The organism is Variovorax sp. 10N420, from assembly GCF_056394705.1.
The window spans coordinates 1-18,493 of the sequence record NZ_JBFTIJ010000024.1 but is presented as its reverse complement, the minus strand read 5'-3'; the positions used below and the strand labels follow the sequence as shown (position 1 = coordinate 18,493).

The following is an 18,493-nucleotide window of genomic DNA, read 5'->3' as shown; positions in this document are numbered from 1 at the left end:
ATGTTCAGCAGGGAGATCGATATCGTTTGAAGCATCAGGAGAGCATCCAGATGAAGAGCAGCGTGACCACGAGCAACGCGATGCACGCGATGGGCCAGCGCCGCAGGAAGCTGTCTGCGCGCTCGAAGCCCGCGCCGGTTGCGAAGCTCGCGCCCTTCAGGCCGCCCAGCGCAATGCCGATGTCGCCAGCAGGAATGCGCGGAAGAAGCTGCCTCGATCGGTCCAGCACGACAGCAAGCGCAGCGCCCACGAGCACCGGCCACAGCGCTGACCACAACGCAACGGGCGCGAGGGCCTTGGGCAGTTCGTCGACCGGAAACTGGAGGTACAGCACCCACGGCACCACGAGAGAAGCCAATGCCATCGCGAGCCATGCGCCAGTCAGCACCCATGGGGCGCGTGCGTCCGCGTCCGGCGCCGTGTTGCCGCTCAAGCAACGCAGGAAGTGGATCATGAGCAGCGTCGACGCAATCGACGACACCACCGCCACGCTGCCGGCCAGGCCATCGCCAAGCAGATCCTTGGCCGCGTGCTTGGCGAGCGAACCGCCCGTCAGCGGCAGACCACCCAGACCCAGCGCGATCACCGCGGCTGGAACCAACATGGGCCACAAGTGCCGCCGTCCCGTGAGACCGATCACGCCCACCGCGAGGAACAAGCCGCCCTTCACCAGCAGATGGTGCGCAGCGTAGAAGGCAGCGGCCATCGCCGTGCTGCCATCGCCCGCAGCCAGGCCCATGCCGATGACGGCCACGACAAAGCCCATCTGGCTGACGCTCGAATAGGCAAGCACTGTCTTGGGCCGCGACTGCGTGACGCCGATGAGCACGCCATACAGGGCGCCGATCAATCCGACCGTGGCGAGCGGATAGCCGAAGTCGGGCAGCGCGACATCCAGCGGCAGGAAACGCACCATCGCGATGACGCTCGCCTTGACCACCGCGCCGCTCATCACCGCGGCGGCCGGGATCGGCGCCACACCGTAAGCCAGCGGCATCCAGAAATGAATCGGCACGAGGCCCGCCTTCATGCCAAGCCCGATGAGCAGCAATGTCAGCGTGAGGTCGCGCGTGGGTGAAGTGGGCAGCGCCGCAACGGCATCGCTGATCAGCAGGCTGTCGCCGGGTGTCGAATTCGCCATCAGGATGAGGCCGGCCAGCAGGAAGGCTTCGGCCAGGAGTGCCAGCCCCAGGTAGAGCGCTCCCGCGCGCAACGCATCGGGTCCTTTGCCCTGAAGCACGAGTCCGCTGGCCCCAACGCTCAGCACCGCGAGCAGGAAATAGAAACTGATGAGATCCGCCGCCAGGAACACACCGACGCAGCCGGTCAGTGCCATCAGCCAGCAGACGATGAATCCGTCGGGCTCGGCCTTGCCGCGCAGAAAGCGCGCGGCATAAGCACCGGCCACGATCCACAGCAGCGCCGCGACCCCGAGCAACATGGCGCCGGGTGAATCGACAGCGAAGCTGAGCGAGAACGCCGCGTTGCCCATGACGAAGCTCGTTCCGTCGTTGTCGAACAGCGCGGCCAGCAGCGCCGGCACCGGCGCAAACACGAACAGGAGCGGCAGGCGGCGCCGCAGCGGCTTCCAGGCGCTCGCGATCAACAGCAGGAGCGGCACGCCCATCGCGAGCGGCACCATCACCTGCACGCCCAGCAGGATCGCGAGGAAGGTGACCGAGCCGATGATCATCGCGCCCCCACGGCGCCGATCGCGCCAATCGGCGACAGCCCGGGCCGGCCGATCTGCGCCACGTCGACCGGACACATCGCCGAGAGACCCAGCAGGAACGAGCAAAGGGCCACCACCAGCACGGCGACTTGCTGGTAGCGCGGCACCAGCTTCTTCGGCATCCAACCGGCGTCCGCGGGCGCCATCGCACGAACGACCACCATGAACACATACGCGCTTGTCAGAAGCCCGCCGACGAGCATGACAAGCACCCACCACCATTGCGCCGTCGCGATGGCCGCGGAAAGGAGCAGCCACTTGGCAAGGAAGCCACCGGACGGCGGAAGCCCGATCAACGATGCGCCACCGAGTGCGAAAGCGGTCAGCGTCATTGGCAATGCACGTCCGATGCCGCGGAGGTCCGCCACGCGGTCGTGGCCGAGAGTGGAATAGATCAACCCCGCCGCCAGGAACATCGCGGCCTTCGCCGTCGCATGGGAGATGGCCTGGAGCATGCCGCCGGACACGGCCGAAGCGCTGTCGATCTGCGCAGCCTCCAGCCCGGCGACGAGGGGAAACATCAGGAACAAGTAGCCGATCTGCGCGACTGTCGAATAGGCGATCAGCAGCTTCAGCCGGGCCTGGCGCAGCGCCACGACATTGCCGACCAGGATCGCCGCGGCACCCAGTGTCGCGAGCAGTTGCGTCGACGGCAGCGTCACGACACCGGCAAAGACGTCGAGCCACAGGCGAACCACCAGAAACCACGCGCCCTTGATCACCAGCGCGGAAAGCACGGCGCTGGCCGCGGCGGGCGCGCCGGCATGCGCGGGCGGCAACCACAGGTGCAGCGGGAAGAGCGCGGTCTTGGCGATCAGCCCGACTGTCATCAACGCGGCCGCGGCCCACGCGATGGGCTCGGGCTGGATGCGCGATGCCAGGAGCGCAATGTCCAGCGTGCCGTAGGCGCCGTAGAGCAGAAACGCGCCCAGCAGATAGAACATTGAACCCAGGAGTGCAAACAGCAAATAGCGCAGCGCCGCTTGCAAGGTCTCGCCGCGTCCGTCGAGGCTGACCAGCGGAACGCCCGCAAAGGTCAGCAGTTCAAGCGCGACATAGAGGGTGAACACATCGCCGCTGACGAAGACGAGATTGAGCGAGCCCCAGACGGCGAGCAGCAGCAACCAGAACATGAACGGCGCGCGTGCCTCCTTCGCGCCGGACGGCGTGCCGAAATCGCCGCGCGCGTAGATGCCGATGACGCCGATGACCACCGCCACAGCAACCAGCATCACCACCGAGAGGCCGTCGGCGCGCAGAGCGACGCCGAGCGGCGGGCTCCACCCGCCCAGCGGATACACCAGCGCACCGCCCGATTCCACCAGCGCATCGGCGATGGCGATCGCAATGCCCAGTCCGATGAGGAGCGTCGCCATCGTCACCCGTTGCGCATTGCGCCCGCCGAGCACGAGTCCGAGCAGCACGCCGACAAAGGGCACGAGCACTGCCAGCACGAGCAACAGGCCGGCGGGTGTGGTCGGGTCGATCGCGAGGGAAACCGGCACCTAGTGCGCTCCGGGTGCGTCCGGCCCGCCGGGCTCGGGAGTCTCGACGGTCAGCGTTGCCGAACCGGTCTCCTCGAACAGGCGCAGCAGCAAGGCCACGGCCAGCGCCGAAGCCGCGAAGGCCACGACGATCGCCGTGATGAGCAGGGCCTGCGGCACCGGATCGCCACCCATCCCCGCGCCTGCACCGCGGCGCGCGATCACCGCGCACACCAGGAAGATGCCATTGCCGATGAGGTTGAAGGACAGGATCTTGCGCAACGGCTGCGGACTCACGATCAATCCGTAGAGCCCGAGCCCGACGAGCACCGCGGCGCAAAGTCCGAAGAGCGTCGCCGCGCTCATTTCGGCTCCGCCCGTTGCGGTGCGCCCGCCAACAGCAAGCCCAGCGTGAGCGCGAGTGACGGCAGCAGCGCGAACTCGATCACGAGGATCCATGGCTTGGCATGGCCTTCTGGATAGCCGAGGAACGCACCGGCAGCGCCAACGCCCGCCAAGCCGATGAGGATGAACACCACCGGCCCCACGGACAGCCCGATCCGCAGCAATCTGCTACCCACCGGTGGCGCGTCGACCAGGCCGGCCATCATCACCAGCAACCACATTGCGGCGAGGATGGTCGCACCTTGGAACTTGCCGCCCGGGTTGTCTGCGCCGACCCACAGGATGTAGACCGCGATGACGATGCCGATCGGCGGCAGCACGCGCGCGAAGTACGCCAGGATGCCGTTCGGATCGGAGGCAGGCATCGGCCCGGGCCGGCCGCCCCATGCGCGGTCGGGCGCGAGCGACCACACGCCGACCAGCGCGAACAGCAGCACGACAGCTTCCAGCAGTGTGTCCATCGCGCGAAACGACAGCAGGACGGCAGTGATCGGGTTGCCCACACCAGTCGATGCGATGTTGTCCGCGACTTCCTGCGCGAGCGTGGGCGCCGGCTCGGGCAGCAGCAGCACGCAGGCGGCGATCGCGGCGGCTACTGCAATCGACACGATCGCGGCCACGACACGCGTCAGCACCCCAGGCTGTCGTGCGGCGGACTGTGCTTCGCTCGCGCGCAGACGTGCCGCGGCACCGACCAGTAGCGCGCCGGTCAGGCCCGCGCCGATCGCTGCCTCGGTCATCGCGACGTCGACCGCCGACAGCCGCAGCCACACCGAGGTCAGCAGCAATCCGTACGGAATGAAACCGGCGACCGCTGAAAACGTGTCGCGCACAAAGACGGTCCACGTCGCGAGTCCGAGAAAGAGCAGCACCAGCGCGATGTTCAATGTCAGGCTCATGGCGGCACCTGTCGCGATTTGGCCGTCCGCGGAGCGCCGCTTTGTTCGCTGCGTTGAATCGCTCGCGCGATCAGCTGCGACGACACCGCCGACGCCAGCAGGACGAGGAACCAGATGAGGATCAGCTTGAATCCGAGCAGCGCACTGCCCACTTGCGGAAGCAAGCCCAGCACCACAAGGCCCAAGCCCAGGTTGTCGGCCTTGGTCAGCGCATGCAGGCGCGTGTATGAATCTGGAAAGCGCACCAGTCCGACCGTGCCGGCAAAGAAGAAGAAAGCGCCGACCGAAATGGCAACGACGGTGAAGATGTCGGCGACGATGCTCAAGGCTTGTCCCCCGCAGCGGCCCTTGCATCTGCGTGCGACTGCGCATCCGCATCCGCATCCGCATCCGCGTCCACAAGCACGGACCCCGCCTTCACGAACGCGATGGCACTGAAGGCAGCCAGGATCGACAGCGTCAGCACCACGTTGACGACATCCTCGATGTCGTGCAACGCACCCAGCAACAGCAGCGCCGCGATGCCGCCTGTGCCGAAGAGTTGCGCCGCCATCATGCGGTCGGCATTGCCCGGGCCGCGAAGGACGCACACCAGCCCGGCCGCCACCATCAGGAAGACGAAGGCGCAAGCGCCGAGAAGGAAGTCATCCATGGCTCTCCCCCGTCACAAGGGCATCCGTGAGAAGTTCTTCTTCCTCGGCCATCTGCTGTGCGAGGGGCTGCGTGACGTCCAGGCAATGGAAGACGATCGCGAAATCGGATTCTCCGACAGGCACGGACCCCGGCATGAGGCTCATGATGGAAGCGAATTCGTTTCGCGCCAGACCGGGCGGGAAGCTCACCGGGCAGTCCACGAACCCCGGCTTGAGCGGCATGCGTGGGTCAAGTGCGCGGCGCGCCACGTCGACGCCCGCGACCACCGACTGCCAGAGAAAGTGCGGAATGAAGACAAGCAGCGAGCGAAAGCGCACGTGCCCGGCCTCGCGCGGCAGAAGCCGCACGCTCGTCCAGGTTGCCGCAATGGTGGCGACCAGTCCGATGGCGAGATCGCCCGGCTTCGCGCTCGGCATCAGCACCACCCACATCGCGAGGAACATCATGCCGCGCTCCAATGCCGCGCGCGCCAGCGTCGGCGTGCGGGCCTCGATGCGATCAGGTGAATCGGGAGTCACGCAAAGCCTCCGGCGATCAGGCGGTCTCGGCAATGGGGTTCGCGGGCTCGGCGGGCTCGTCCAGTGGCGTCGGCTTTTCCTTGCCGAATACCGCCACGTACACCGTCGGCAGGAACACCAGCGTCAGCAGCGTCGCCACCAGCAGGCCGCCCATGATGGCAAAGGCCATCGAACCCCAGAACACAGTCGGCGCGATCGGTATGAGGCCCAGCACGGTCGAGATCGAAGTCAGCATCATCGGCCGCAATCGCGAGGTGCCCGCAGCGACCACGGCGTCGCAGACGCTCTGCCCCTCGGAGCGGTAAGTCTCGATCTGCACGATGAGAATCACGGCGTTCTTCGCGATCATGCCGATCAGCGCCAGGATGCCCAGGATCGCGACGAAGCCCAGCGGGCGGTTGAAGATCAGCAGTGTGATGACCACGCCGATGAGCCCCAGCGGCATGATGCAGACCACCATCGCCAAGCGCCGGAAGCTCACCAGCAAGAGCATCATGCTCACGAGCATGAGCACGATCATCAAGGGCACCACGGCAAACACCGATGCGCTCGACGCGGCGCTTTCCTCGAAGAGGCCGCCGGTCTCCACCCTGTAGCCCCTCGGCAGCTTCGCGTTGAATTCCTTGATCCGCGGCGCCAGCGTTTCGACCACGGTGTCAGGCAACACGCCGTGCAGGACGTCCGCGCGCACGGTGAGCGTCGGCACACGGTCGCGCCGCCAGATAAGCGGCAGTTCCTGCTCTTCGGTGAAGGTGGCGAACTGGCTCAGAGGCACCATCCGGCCCGTGGGCGTCGGCACCTGCAGCGAACTCAAGGTCTGGAAGGACACCCGCTGTTCGTCCGTCGCGCGGGCCACCACGTTGACGAGGTAGATGTCGTCGCGCACCTGCGTCACGGCCGATCCGGTGATCGCTGCGTTGAGGATGCCCGACAAGGTCGCGGTGCTGACACCGAGCTGCCGCGCCTCGTCCTGGTTGATGCGCACCTTGACTTGCCGCGCCGGCTCCATCCAGTCGAAGTTGACGTGCCGAACACGCGCGTCGGACCCGAGGATTTCGGCGAACTCGAGCGCGTGCTTGCGAACCTCGTTCTGGTCGGGGCCGCTCACCCGGTATTGCAGGGGCCATCCCACCGGCGGGCCGAGTTCGAGCGGCGACACGCGAGCGACCACGTCGGGAAACTGCTCCGCCAGCGCCTTCTCCAGCTTGTTCTGGAGCCTGTCGCGCGCGTCGATGTCCTTGGCGACCACCACGAACTGCGCGAAGAAGGGGTTGGCCAACTGCACGTTGAGCGTGAGGATGAAGCGGACGGCACCACGCCCGACGTAGGTGCTGAAGTGGTCCACGTCCGGATCGTCCTTGAGCAGCGCCTCGAAGCGTTCGGCTTGCGCCTCGGTCGCATGAATCGACGCGTTCTGCCGCAAGGTCATGTCGATGGTCAGCTCGGGCCGGTCCGATGCCGGAAAGAACTGCTGCGGTACCAGGCGAAGCAGAAAGATGGTGGCCACGAAAGCTGCCAGCGTGACCGCGATGGTGATCCACCTCGCGCGAATCGCTGCCTCAAGGAAGCGCCCGTAGAGCACCAGCATCTTGCCCGGCTTGGCCGGCGCGGTGTCCCGCTTGGGAGCCTTGAGGATCGCCTTGCCCACCAGCGGCGAAAAGATCACGGCACCGAGCCACGACACCAGAAGCGCAATGGCGACGACCGCAAAGATCGAGAACGTGTATTCGCCCGCCGAGCTCCGCGCAAAGCCGATCGGCACGAAGCTCGATATGGAGACCAGCGTGCCGACCAGCATCGGCGCTGCGAGCGTCTTGTACGCGAAGGTCGCGGCCTGGTCCTTGGTGTCGCCCGCGGCGAGCCGGTTGATCATCGCGTCCACCGTGGTCATGGCATCGTCCACCAACAGCGTCAGCGCAATGATCAGCGCCCCCAGCGAGACCCGGTGCAGGTCGATGTGCAGGAGATCCATGATTGCGAACACGACCGCCAGCGTCAGCGGAATCGACAGCGCAACGACGGCGCCGGGCCGCACGCCCAGGCTCACGAAGCTGCACACCAGAATGATGATGATCGCCTGCCACAACGACGCCATGAAGTCGTTGATGGCGACGTCGACCGTCGCGGCCTGGTCGGCAACCAGCGTCGGCTCGATGCCGTGCGGCAGGTTGGCCGTGATGTCGTCCATCTCGTGCTTGATGTTGCGTCCGAGCGCGAGGATGTCGCCCGCGTCGCGCATCGCGATGGCCAGGCCGATCGCGGGCTTGCCGTTGACCCTGAACATCGGCTGCGGAGGATCGACGAAGCCGCGCCGCACGGTGGCGATGTCTCCCAGCCGGATCATGCGGTTGCCGAGCACCAGATTGACGGCCTCGATGTCGCGCTCGGAGTCAAAAGAGCCGGTCACGCGCACGAAGACGCGCTCCTGCTCCGTCTGGATGGTGCCGGCCGGCCGGATCACGTTCTGCGCCTGCAGCGCATTGACGATCGTCGGATAGTCGAGCCGCAGCCCGGCGAGGCGTTCGGTCGAGAACTCGATGTAGATCTGCTCGTCCTGCGCACCGAGCACTTCGATCTTGGAGACGTCCGGAACCTGGAGCAATCGCGATCGCGCCGCTTCGACGTAGTCGCGCAGTTCGCGGAACGTGAAGCCATCGGCCGTGAACGCATAGATGATCCCGAAGGTGCTGCCGAAGTCATCGTTGAAGAACGGGCCCACCACGCCCGAGGGCAGCGTCTGCCGCATGTCGCCGATGTTCCTGCGCACCTGGTACCAGACGTCGGGCACCTCGGCGGGCGGCGTCGACTGCTTCAGGTCGACGAAGATCGTCGTCTGGCCAGCGACCGTGTAGCTGCGGATGCGGTCGAGATGGTTGGTCTCCTGCAGCGTGCGTTCGAGCCGCTCGGTGACCTGCTTGAGAGTTTCATCGACGGAGGCACCCGGCCAACCGGCGGCCACGACCATCGTGCGAAACGTGAATGCCGGATCTTCGCCGCGGCCGAGGCGAAGGAACGACAGCGTTCCGGCGACGACAGCGATGATCATCAGGAACAGCACCAGCGAGCGCTTGGAAAGCGCCCACTCCGACAGGTTCGGGCCGATCACTGCGCAGCCTCGAGCATGCGGACCTGCTGCCCGGGCCGCAGTGCCTGCACGCCCGCGGTGACGACGAGGTCGCCCGGCGACAGGCCGGACGTGACCTGGACGCGCGCCGCGTCATAAGCGCGGACCTCGATCGGGCGCGCCGAGACGGTGCCGGTCTTCGAGTCCACCACCCACACCGAAGCGCTCTTGCCGGAACGGCTCAGGGCCGATGCCGGAATGTCGATCGCCGGTGCCGTGTCGAGCTTCATGCGCCCGGTGACCGTCGACCCCAAGCGCATGGCGGCAGGCGGGTTGACGAGCCGGACTCTCACGCTGAAGGTGCCGGTCACGGGATCGGCACGCGGAGAGACTTCGCGCACCTGGCCTGTCGCCGTGATGCTGGGGTCGCTGGTCAGCGACACCGTGATGGAGGGGTTCGAAGGCGCACTGTTCTTCACCGCCGCAGGCACGTCGAAGACCGCGTCGCGTGCGCCTTCCCGCGCCACCTGAACGACCATCCGGCCTGCTTGCACCGCTTCGCCGGGCTCCGGGCCCCGGGCTGTCACCACGCCCGCGACATCGGCATTGAGGCGTGTGTAGTTCACTCTGTTCTGCGCCAGCGTCACTTGCGATTGCGCCGTCTCCACTTGCGACTGCGTGACCTTGAACAACGCATCGGCCTGGTCGAAAGAGGCGCGCGACACCGCGTTCTCCTTGAGCAAATCGCGCAACCGCCCCTGTTGGGTACGGGCTTCGACGTTCTGCGCCTGCGCTGCCGCCAACTGCGAGCGCGCCGCCTGCAGGGCTGTTTCCTCGTTCAGCGGATCGAGGCGTGCCAGAAGCTGACCGGGCTTGACGAGATCACCGACCTCGACCTGGCGCTCAATGAGCCTTCCGTCGATGCGGAACGACTGGTTGATCTCGGTCTGCGCCTGGACGCTGCCCGTCAGGGTGACCGTGTCGCCTGCGACCCGTGTCTCTATCTTCATCACGCGCACTGGCCGGATCTCCGGGGCTGGCGCCTCCTCGGCGCGCTTGCACGCGGACAACAGGAGCAATGCGGTGAGTGAGAGGAACGTCGTCGTTCCAGGGATGCGACCAAGGTCTTGAAATGCGAATTTCGCTGGCACGAGGTGACGTCCTATGGATGCGGTTGAGACCGACAACTGCAGGCGGACCTGCGAGTGCTTGAGTCAGCATCCGGGGCACTCGAATGTTTGTCAAGTCGACACAAGGCAGCTAGAAGCTCTTGCGCACGTTGATCCAGTATTCGGTCGAGCTGTAGTTGAAGCCGATCGAGTTGCTCTGGTCGCGGATCCAGAGAATCTCCGGCCGCAGCGACCAACTCGGCGCGAAGTCCCAGACCAGATAAGCGCCGACTTCGTACAGGTTGTCGCGGCGACGCAGGAGCACGGTATTGTCGAGCGTGTCCGGGTGAAAGTGCTCGATGTTGTCGGCATTGAACTGATCTCGCTCCCACCACAGGAATGTGCCCCAAGCGAGCTTGCTGCTGACGGTGAAGTCCAGCGCCACGGTCGCACCGAAGACGTCCGAATCGCCGTCGGGCCGGCTCGTTGCGTAGTTGCGGCCTGCGTGCCCGGTCACCGACAGACTTCCGTCTCCCTCCATGAACGAGCGGACCCAGCCCGCGGAAACGAGCGCGGTGGTGCGGCTCAAGTCGCGCAAAGGACCTTCCGGGTAACGCCGCCGGCGGATGTCCGCCCCGACGTTGAACTGATTGTCCGGGTCGTAGCGCATGCGGTAGTTGGTGTAGATGGACACATCGTTGCGGTAGTCGCCATCGCCGCGATAGCTGGTGCGGCCCCTGAAGCCGGCGGCGAGATTGTTTTCGCCGAAGGACTTGCTGCCGGCCAGGTTCCAGCGCAGGTCGGAGTCGTTCCTGCTGTTGGAGTTGTCGTAGTTGCGGTAGCGATAGTCCAGCGTGCCATCGATGGCATAGCCGTTGTCCAGCGCGTAGTTCACGCCGCCGCCCGCGCGTGCATTGAAGAAGGTGTCGCGCCGGTCGCCGCCGCCGAGCGCGTTGGTGCCCACGGTGTTGTTCACGCGGTATTGGCCGACGCCCGTCTCCGCATAGCCGAAGTGCGTCAGCGCCTGGTTCTGCTCGAGCGACTGCCGTGCCGCCTGGTCATAGATCTGCACTTGCGAGAGAACATCTTGCGGAACGTTGTCGAAACGCAGCACGGTCTCGAATTCGATCTTCGCTTCCGCATAGCGCCCAAGCATTGAATAGGCGCGGCCCAAGCCAAGATGCGCCGCCGGAAAGTCGGGGCGCGTTGCCAGGCTGCGCTCGAAAAGCACCTTCGCCCTCTCGCCCTGCTGCAGGCCAAGTGCGGCGCGGCCAAGCAGATACCCGACATCGGCATCGCCCGCAGCAGCGGCTTCGAACGGCGCGAGCAGGTCATAGGCCTCCTGGTACCTGGCCTCGCCCACGAGCTGCCGAGCGCGTGCAACGTCCGGATCGGCCGCGAACGCGGCGCTCGCGAACAGCACGGCGATGGAAGCCACCCATATCCGGCAGGCAAGGCGCCACGGTGGATGCGCGTTGCCGCGACCCTCGGCACGAAACTCGGTCATGGTCGAACGTCTCCTCCAGCGAACCTCTTCGCGGGTGGAGGGCATTTAACACGTCGTATACATCATGCGCAACGTGAACGGTCGCGGGGCCGAAAGGCGCGGATGCTAGGGCTTGCCGTTGCGCGACAGCAGTACCGCGAAAGGCCGCGTCCCCGAAAACTCCGAGAAGATGATCGTCATCATGGCCGTGATCGGCACGGCAAGAAACGCACCGGGAACACCCCAGAGTGCCACCCAAACCGCGAGGCTGACCAGTATGGCAAAGGGGCTCAGATTGAGCGAGCTTCCCATGACGATCGGGTCGAGGAAGTTGCCGATCACGAACTGGATGACAGTGAGCCACAGTGCAATCGAAACGACATCGCCCGTCGCGCCGAACTGCGCCATCGCCATGGCGCTCGGCAACAGGATGCTCAGGACCGAACCGATGTAAGGCACGAAGTTGAGCAGCACGATCGTGACGGCCCAGAACGGCGCGAACTCCAGTCCCTTGTACCGCATGACCACCCAGCTCAGCGCGCCCAGCAGCACGCCGAGGAAAGTCTTGAGCGCCAGATAAGCGCCGACCCGCGCGTTGATGTCCGAGATGACCTGCTTGATGCGCAGCGCATGCTGCGGACTGCGGGCGATCCCGGCGATCTTCGCGTCCAGATGGGTCCGCTCGACCAGCAGAAAACAGGCATAGAGCGCCACCACGCCCACGCTCGCGAAGAGCGAGGACACCGACGACAGCGCGGAGCCCACGACTCTTTGAAGGCTCACTTGGGCGAGGAAGTCCCGGCGCAGCGTGGTCCATGTGGGTTCCCCCTCGAAGCGCAGGAACACGGCCACCTTCTGGACGCCGGCGAGGAGCGACTCCTGATAGCGCGGTGCCTGGGCGATCACGCTGTCTTTGCTCGCGAGGATCGTGTAGACCACCATGCACAGGCCGAAAGTGATGATCAGCACCGACAGGAGTGAAACGGCCGTCTGCGGCAGCACGCGCCCCAGCAGGGGGATTCTGCTGATGAGCCTTGAAAGCCCAAGGACCACGTAGACGACGAAGACGCTGAACATGATCGGGACGAACACATCCCGGCCGATGTAGAACACCCAACCGATCATCAACGCAATGGCTGTGCCATACACGAACGTTTGGAACCGGTGGTTCATCTTGAATGCAACTCCGTGGAATGGATCGGAAACGACGGCGCGCCGATCTTATGCGGCCCGCGATCCATCCCGCCACCCCAACGCAAACGCGGCAAAGCTGCTTCTTTGCTTCTTGCTAGACCCAGATCTGCAGCACGTAGTCGAAAGGTGCCTGTCCGTTGAACAGGTCCACGCGCTGCAGTGCAATGCGCAGCGCACCGCCCGCATCGCGCACCAGCGTGTGCCGGTAGGTGCCGCCGAAGTGCCGGATGGTGTCGCGCCGCAACTCCATCATCTGGAAGCGCGAGCGCACCTGGATCGTCGCACCGTCAACGGATTCGAGCGCCACATTGCCGACGACATGACTCGTCTCCCACATCGGCGCCTGCGACCACGCATTGGGGTGCGACACGCGACCCTTGCGAATTTCCATCATCAGCTTGTCTTCGGCAAAGATCGATGGCGAGCCTTCCCAATCGGTTTGCTCCGGCGATGCAGGCATCCAGTAGACGCCGCGGTCGTCGAACAGGTCCATCCATGCCTGCCAGTGCTTGCCATCCAGCAGCTCGGATTGCAGGTAGAGCAACTGCTCGACCTCTCGCTGCAGTTCAACGCTCGCGCCGGTAGCGGTGAGGAGACCCGCGCGCGGCAAAGCGGCGGCGTTGTTATTCGAAGGCATGCGCGGCGAATGATCCGGCGCGATCACCTGGGCGCCGGTGCGCGCTTCCCCTGCGGTCGCCTCGATCACGACCTCCTGTGCGAGAAGGTGCTCGAAGTCGGGGCCAGCGTTGGGAATGGCTGGGTCTCGTGTGCCCTGTGTGCCCTGTGTGTTCATGGCGTACTCCTGCGCTATGCGGCCAGCATGTAGGCCGACCATGCGCGAAACTGGCTGCGCATCACCGCTTCTGACGTACCGTGGTTGGAGTAGGTCACGCCGCCCTCCTCCCGGTCATCGCCGAAATAGCGATGAAAGCTGACCCAGTCACCGCCGTTCGACCCCAGTCCCCATTGGCCCTTCGTCCAGTTCTCGAGATCATCGGCATTGATCATCGTGGCGGGCGAATTCACGAGGTTGTAGTACCAGAGGCTGCGGCGGTAGATGGCTTCCGGCGCGCCCTTGAGGCGGAAGTGCCAGATCTCCGACAGCGTCTTGTCCGCCGAGATCGGCCGCAGGCATCGCAACTGCTGCAGCGGCGATTGCACCGACAGGTAGGGATAGATCAGCACATGATGAATGCTGCGGGAAAGGTATTCCTCGGTGCGTTGTTCACCATAGGCTTGCTTGAGCAGCGCCTCGTATTCGAGCGTGTCCGGGTCCTGGGGACGCAAGCCCATGTAGGCCTTGAGGATGCCGTGCCCATGCGGGAAGTTGATGGTCTGCACCGAATTCCACTGGTCGAAGCTCGACGCGAAGGTCGACAGGTAGTGGTAGTAAAGCGGCGCGGAACCCCGCTCGGCCTTGAGGCGCTTCTCGACCCTGCCGGCGGCGATGCCGGTCGACTGGTGCGTGACGGATGGGTGCAGCGCATCGAGCTGGTTCTCCATGAAGAACTTCCAGTTCGATTGCTGGATCACGCGATGGCAGATCGGCACGACCTCCACCTCGCCCACGGGCGACCGGTCGCACATGTCGTCGAAGGCAATTCGTGCTTCGCCGAGAAAATCGACCAGCGATGGCCCTTCGCCGACCAGACTCGCAAAGACGAAGCCGCGGTAGCTGTCGACGCGGGCTGCGCGCTTCACGCTGCAATCGGGGTTGTCGCGGGTCATGCGCGTGCCCTCGTAGCCCTGCGCCAATGGAATGGCACGCACCTTGCCGTCAAGATGAAAACTCCACGCATGGTACGAACAGACAAAGCTGCTGCCGGTGTTGCCCTTGAGGTTGCCCACCAGTTGAACGCCGCGGTGAGGGCATCGGTTGTAGAGCACCTGCACCGAGCCGTCGGCCTGGCGGACCATGATCATCGGCTGACGGCCGATCGTCACGGCGTAGTAGTCGCCCGGATTCGGCACCTGCGACACATGGCCGCAGTAGACCCAGGTGCGTTCCCAGATCTTCTCCATTTCGGCATTGAAGATCTCCGGGTCGGTGTAGACGGTCTTGTGGACCCGGTCGGGTTCGACCAGCGAATTGAGGTTCATCATCGGCTTCCCTTCATTCTTGGGGCGAGGATCGCCGCACCATGACTTTGGCTTGCGCGCGGCTTCCTGGGCGCAGTTTGCTCCCGGCCGAGGGAAGGAAGGTCTCAGATTTACCCGCACGACCTGTTTGTCCAGTGGCCCCGAACCTGCGATGCTCGGCGATCATTCCGGCAATGTGGCGCAGACCCTTCTAGGAGCCTCCATGGCATCGGCATCGCTTGCACTGTTCGACTCCGTGACCGCCGCGCTGAGCTCGAGCTTGTCGACCCCGGCGGGCATCATCGCCGTCTGCTCGGCCGCTGTCGCGGGGGCGCTGGTGATCGTCAGTTCGTTCGTCAAGACGATGATCCCGCTGCGCTGCCTGGCGGTCGGCGGCAACCTGGGCTTCCTGATCTACGGCGCGCTGCATCCTTCGCTGATCATGGTGCTGCTGCACGGCACGCTGCTGCCCATCAACATCTATCGGACGGCGGAGATGGTGCGCCTGACGCGCCGTGTGCGAGCGGCGTCCGAGTCGAGCGACCTGTCCGGCGTGTGGCTTCGACCCTACATGCGCAAACAGCGCCTGAAGGCGCATGAGGTGCTGTTCCGCAAGGGCGACGCGGCGACTCACCTGTATTTTCTTGCCGAGGGCCGCATCGATTTCGTCGAGATCGGCGAGACGATGGAACCCGGCCGGTTGTTTGGCGAGATCGCCTTCTTTGCGCCGAACAAGCGCCGCACCCTCACCGCGCGCTGCGCCACGGATTGCCTCGTGCTGCGGATCGACGAGACGACGTTCAGGCAGCTGTACTACCAGAACCCGGCGTTCGGCTTCGAGGTTGTGACGATGGTCGCCGGACGGCTGCTGGCCGATCGGCAGCGGCTGGAGGAACGGCTCGCCGCCGCTCCCCCCGCTGCCTGATGCTTCAGCCCCAGTTCTCCAGCTGGCGGTGCCGGGTCGTCGACAGCTGACGCCTTTGGTGCGGTGCTTGCGGGACTTCTTCGGGCAACGTACCGGGGAGTTGGAGCAGGCGTTGACTCTTCGAACAGTGCGCGCATAAGCAAGAGCGCGTCCTTAGATGTCCAGCTAACTGAATGGACAGCATGGTCTCCGGATTGGCCTCTGTCTCAAGGCGGGGAGACTGGCCGATCACGCCGCGACTCATAAACGTTCAGATTGACTCCACCACTTTGCCCCACTTAGAAGTCGAGTTAGGAGGCTCGCCCCGAGCCCCACCCGGCCAAATTGGCGAAGCGGAGACGCGTATGAATCAAGTGTTTTGTTCCATCTGGGATGAGGTCTCTCAAACGTGCGTCGCCGTGAGCGAGCGGACCACTGCCCACGGCAAGTCCAAGAGCGTGCAACGTGCAGTGCGCTCGAGGCGGTCCATCGCAGTCGCCGCGATCGTGCTTTCGCCCATGTTCATATCTCAGGCGTTTGCGCAATGCAGTCTGTCGGCAACAGGTGGGACGATTGGTAGCCCTGTCAATTACGGATGCACGGTGACGGGCGCGGGCAGCACAGTCACCGTTCTGGGCTCGGGAATATACGAGGGATGGCTGAATTTCACCGGAATCGATTCGTCTTTGATCATCTACTCAGGAGGGCAATTCATCGCCTCCAATACCGTTCCGGGAAACTTGACCTTTAGTGTTATCACTGCCGGTGGATCCGGTTGGAGCCTTACCAATGAAGGGACGATTTCGGAGGCACTCGAAAACGGTTGGGACCTCGTCGGGATCCGCACGGCCGGGAACTACTCTCTCGTTAACAACGGTTCCATCATCACGACTTCGCTAACTGCTGGATCAAGCGCGATCGAAAGTGTCGCGGCCGGTACCAATGTTCAGCTTATGAACAACGGAAACATATCTGCCAATGCGAGCGCAGCCGTCAACCTCGCAGGCGGAGGCACATTCACCATCGATAACCGGCCCTCAGGCACGATCGCGTCATCCGTGGTGCCGGCCATCGAGGTGGGAGCCGGCGTTCTGAATCTCACGAATGAGGGCGCTATCCAGAACTTGTCCGGCGGCGCCGCGATCAACAGCAGCGGAGTCAACACGGTCCGCAACAGCGGCACGATCTCCGGAGGCGGAGGCGTCAGCGGGGCGGCGATCACCTTCGGCGGCAACGCGGACACGCTCATTCTGGAGCCTACCTCCGTGATCACAGGCTATGTCGATGCGGGCGCAGGTACAGACACGTTGGCGCTGGCAGGGGCTGGGAACGGCAGCTTCGATCTCGGCGCCGTGGGGCCGACACAGCAGTACCGCGCCATCGAGAACTTCGAGAAGCGGGAAGCGGGCACCTGGACACTCACTGGAAGCAGCAGTTCCCAAGCGCAGAACTGGCGGGTGTTGCAAGGAACACTGCAACTCGCAAGCGGCGCATCGTTGCAGCAGGGCAGCGCGATCGAGAGCGCGTCCGATGCCACAGGCCTCGTGACGATTCGGATCTCGGGCGCGCTGGTAGGCACCGGAGTAGGCGTCACCTTGTCGAGCCCGTTCAATGCAAACTCGCTGATTCTGGACTCAGGTGCAACCTTCGGAAGCCGCACGTTGCTCCACACGGATGGGGCGACCTATCTGACAGGCCCTACACCGTTCCCCAACAACGTGGCGATCACGGGCGGGGTTCTTCTGGTGGGTGATGGCGGCGTCGGCACCGGCGGCTACATCAGTGGCAACGTTGCCAACGACGCCATCCTGGGATTCGACCATAGCGACGACATCACCTATTCCGGAACTATCAGCGGCAGCGGGTTTGTCGCGCACCAGGGCACTGGCACATTGACGCTCGTCGGCAACAACACCTATACCGGTGGCACGACGATCTTGGCGGGCACCCTGCAACTGGGCACCGTCAGTGGCCTCACCGGCTCGATTGCGGGCGACGTCACGAATAACGGCACGCTGGCTTTGGGTCACGGAGGTCCCTGGACTCTCCCAGGGGCGATCAGCGGCACCGGGACCGTCACGCAGATCGGCTTCGGCACCACTACGCTGACGGGCGACAGCACCTACACGGGTGGCACGACGATCAACGCCGGTACCCTGCAGATGGGGAATGGGGGCGCCACCGGTAGCATCGTCGGGAATGTTACGGACAACGGCACGCTGTCGTTCAACCGCAGCGATGCCTCGACCTTTGCGGGCACGATCACGGGCACCGGCGCAGTCAACCAGATCGGCGCAGGGACGACGACGCTGACGGCCGACAACACCTACACCGGCGGCACGACGATCTCGGCGGGCACACTGCAGTTGGGCAATGGCGGCACCAGCGGCTCGATCGTTGGCGATGTGGTGGACAACGGCACGCTGGCGTTTAACCGCAGCGATGCGCTGACCTTCGCGGGCACGATCACCGGCAGTGGTTCGCTCACGCAGGCCGGCACGGGAACGACCGCGCTCACCGGCACCGGCTCTTCAGTAGGCAGCGTGAACGTCGCGGCCGGCACGCTCGATCTGGCGCAAGCCGGCGCCTTCGCGACCACGGGCGCCTACACGACGGCCGCGGGTGCGACCACCCAGATCGCCGCCGATTCCAGTCTGTCCGTAGGTGGTGCATTCACGCAGGCGGCCACCAGCACGCTCGATGTCGCGCTCGGTAGCGCGCAACCCGTCATCTCGGCGGCGACGGCTGATCTGGGCGGCACGCTCAACATCACCGGCTTCGGTGCGAGCGCGCCGACCTCGGCCAGTGCACTGACGGGCACACAGACCAATGTGATTCACACGACCGGCGGCATCACGAACGACTTCGACACGGTCAGCCTCGGTGGGGCCGCAAGTCCGGTCGATTACCTTACGCTTGCCGGTGGCAAGTCGGCCAATGCGCTGGACTACAACGTGGGCTTTGG

General features: G+C 64.8%; 15 protein-coding genes and 1 pseudogene. 3 read left to right on the top strand and 13 right to left on the bottom strand.

Annotation, left to right across the window (positions count from 1 at the left end; translation table 11 throughout):
* Positions 1-34: 34 nt before the first annotated feature.
* The 13 genes from AC1DEK_RS29430 to AC1DEK_RS29370 form a co-directional block, all read right to left on the bottom strand.
* Positions 35-1,693, bottom strand: a complete 1,659-nt coding sequence (locus AC1DEK_RS29430; protein WP_478128860.1) for a proton-conducting transporter transmembrane domain-containing protein — start codon at positions 1,691-1,693, stop codon at positions 35-37.
* Positions 1,690-3,237, bottom strand: a complete 1,548-nt coding sequence (locus AC1DEK_RS29425) for a complex I subunit 5 family protein (protein ID WP_478128859.1) — start codon at positions 3,235-3,237, stop codon at positions 1,690-1,692. Before AC1DEK_RS29425 ends, AC1DEK_RS29430 begins: the two co-directional genes overlap by 4 nt.
* A complete protein-coding gene (locus tag AC1DEK_RS29420; protein WP_478128858.1) occupies positions 3,238-3,582 on the bottom strand; it encodes an NADH-quinone oxidoreductase subunit K in 345 nt (114 codons plus the stop codon).
* Positions 3,579-4,520, bottom strand: a complete 942-nt coding sequence (locus AC1DEK_RS29415; protein WP_478128857.1) for a hydrogenase subunit MbhD domain-containing protein — start codon at positions 4,518-4,520, stop codon at positions 3,579-3,581. The genes AC1DEK_RS29420 and AC1DEK_RS29415 overlap by 4 nt, the downstream gene beginning before the upstream one ends.
* Positions 4,517-4,846: a monovalent cation/H(+) antiporter subunit G gene (gene mnhG, locus AC1DEK_RS29410; protein WP_478128856.1), complete on the bottom strand. Its 330-nt coding sequence runs from the start codon at positions 4,844-4,846 to the stop codon at positions 4,517-4,519. Before mnhG ends, AC1DEK_RS29415 begins: the two co-directional genes overlap by 4 nt.
* Positions 4,843-5,172, bottom strand: a complete 330-nt coding sequence (locus tag AC1DEK_RS29405; RefSeq protein ID WP_478128855.1) for an MrpF/PhaF family protein — start codon at positions 5,170-5,172, stop codon at positions 4,843-4,845. The genes mnhG and AC1DEK_RS29405 overlap by 4 nt, the downstream gene beginning before the upstream one ends.
* Complete coding sequence (locus AC1DEK_RS29400) at positions 5,165-5,692, bottom strand: Na+/H+ antiporter subunit E (RefSeq protein WP_478128854.1); 528 nt, start codon at positions 5,690-5,692, stop codon at positions 5,165-5,167. Before AC1DEK_RS29400 ends, AC1DEK_RS29405 begins: the two co-directional genes overlap by 8 nt.
* 16 nt (positions 5,693-5,708) lie before the next feature.
* Positions 5,709-8,798 carry an efflux RND transporter permease subunit gene (locus AC1DEK_RS29395; RefSeq protein ID WP_478128853.1) on the bottom strand — a complete coding sequence of 1,030 codons (3,090 nt, stop codon included), beginning with the start codon at positions 8,796-8,798 and terminating at the stop codon, positions 5,709-5,711.
* Positions 8,795-9,907 carry an efflux RND transporter periplasmic adaptor subunit gene (locus AC1DEK_RS29390; RefSeq protein WP_478128852.1) on the bottom strand — a complete coding sequence of 371 codons (1,113 nt, stop codon included), beginning with the start codon at positions 9,905-9,907 and terminating at the stop codon, positions 8,795-8,797. Before AC1DEK_RS29390 ends, AC1DEK_RS29395 begins: the two co-directional genes overlap by 4 nt.
* Positions 9,908-10,016: 109 nt before the next feature.
* The gene (locus tag AC1DEK_RS29385; protein WP_478128851.1) at positions 10,017-11,372 is read right to left on the bottom strand and encodes a tetratricopeptide repeat protein; all 1,356 of its coding nucleotides are present in this window, start codon (positions 11,370-11,372) and stop codon (positions 10,017-10,019) included.
* Positions 11,373-11,477: 105 nt separating this feature from the next.
* Entirely contained in the window at positions 11,478-12,524 is a 1,047-nt protein-coding gene (locus tag AC1DEK_RS29380; RefSeq protein ID WP_478128850.1) for an AI-2E family transporter, read from the bottom strand.
* Between the two features lie 115 nt (positions 12,525-12,639).
* The gene (locus AC1DEK_RS29375; RefSeq protein WP_478128849.1) at positions 12,640-13,338 is read right to left on the bottom strand and encodes an aromatic-ring-hydroxylating dioxygenase subunit beta; all 699 of its coding nucleotides are present in this window, start codon (positions 13,336-13,338) and stop codon (positions 12,640-12,642) included.
* A gap of 14 nt (positions 13,339-13,352) precedes the next feature.
* On the bottom strand, positions 13,353-14,648 hold the full coding sequence (locus AC1DEK_RS29370; protein WP_478128848.1) for an aromatic ring-hydroxylating oxygenase subunit alpha: 1,296 nt from the start codon (positions 14,646-14,648) through the stop codon (positions 13,353-13,355).
* A 49-nt stretch (positions 14,649-14,697) separates the two neighbouring features.
* On the opposite strand from AC1DEK_RS29370, the gene AC1DEK_RS29365 reads away from it, so the two are divergent.
* From AC1DEK_RS29365 to AC1DEK_RS29355, 3 genes and pseudogenes are all read left to right on the top strand, one after another.
* Entirely contained in the window at positions 14,698-15,549 is an 852-nt protein-coding gene (locus AC1DEK_RS29365; protein WP_478128847.1) for a Crp/Fnr family transcriptional regulator, read from the top strand.
* A 173-nt stretch (positions 15,550-15,722) separates the two neighbouring features.
* Positions 15,723-16,022, top strand: a pseudogene (locus AC1DEK_RS29360) (ESPR domain-containing protein); the annotation flags it as partial.
* A gap of 459 nt (positions 16,023-16,481) precedes the next feature.
* A partial coding sequence (locus AC1DEK_RS29355; protein ID WP_478128878.1) for an autotransporter-associated beta strand repeat-containing protein occupies positions 16,482-18,493 on the top strand: 2,012 nt, incomplete at its 3' end.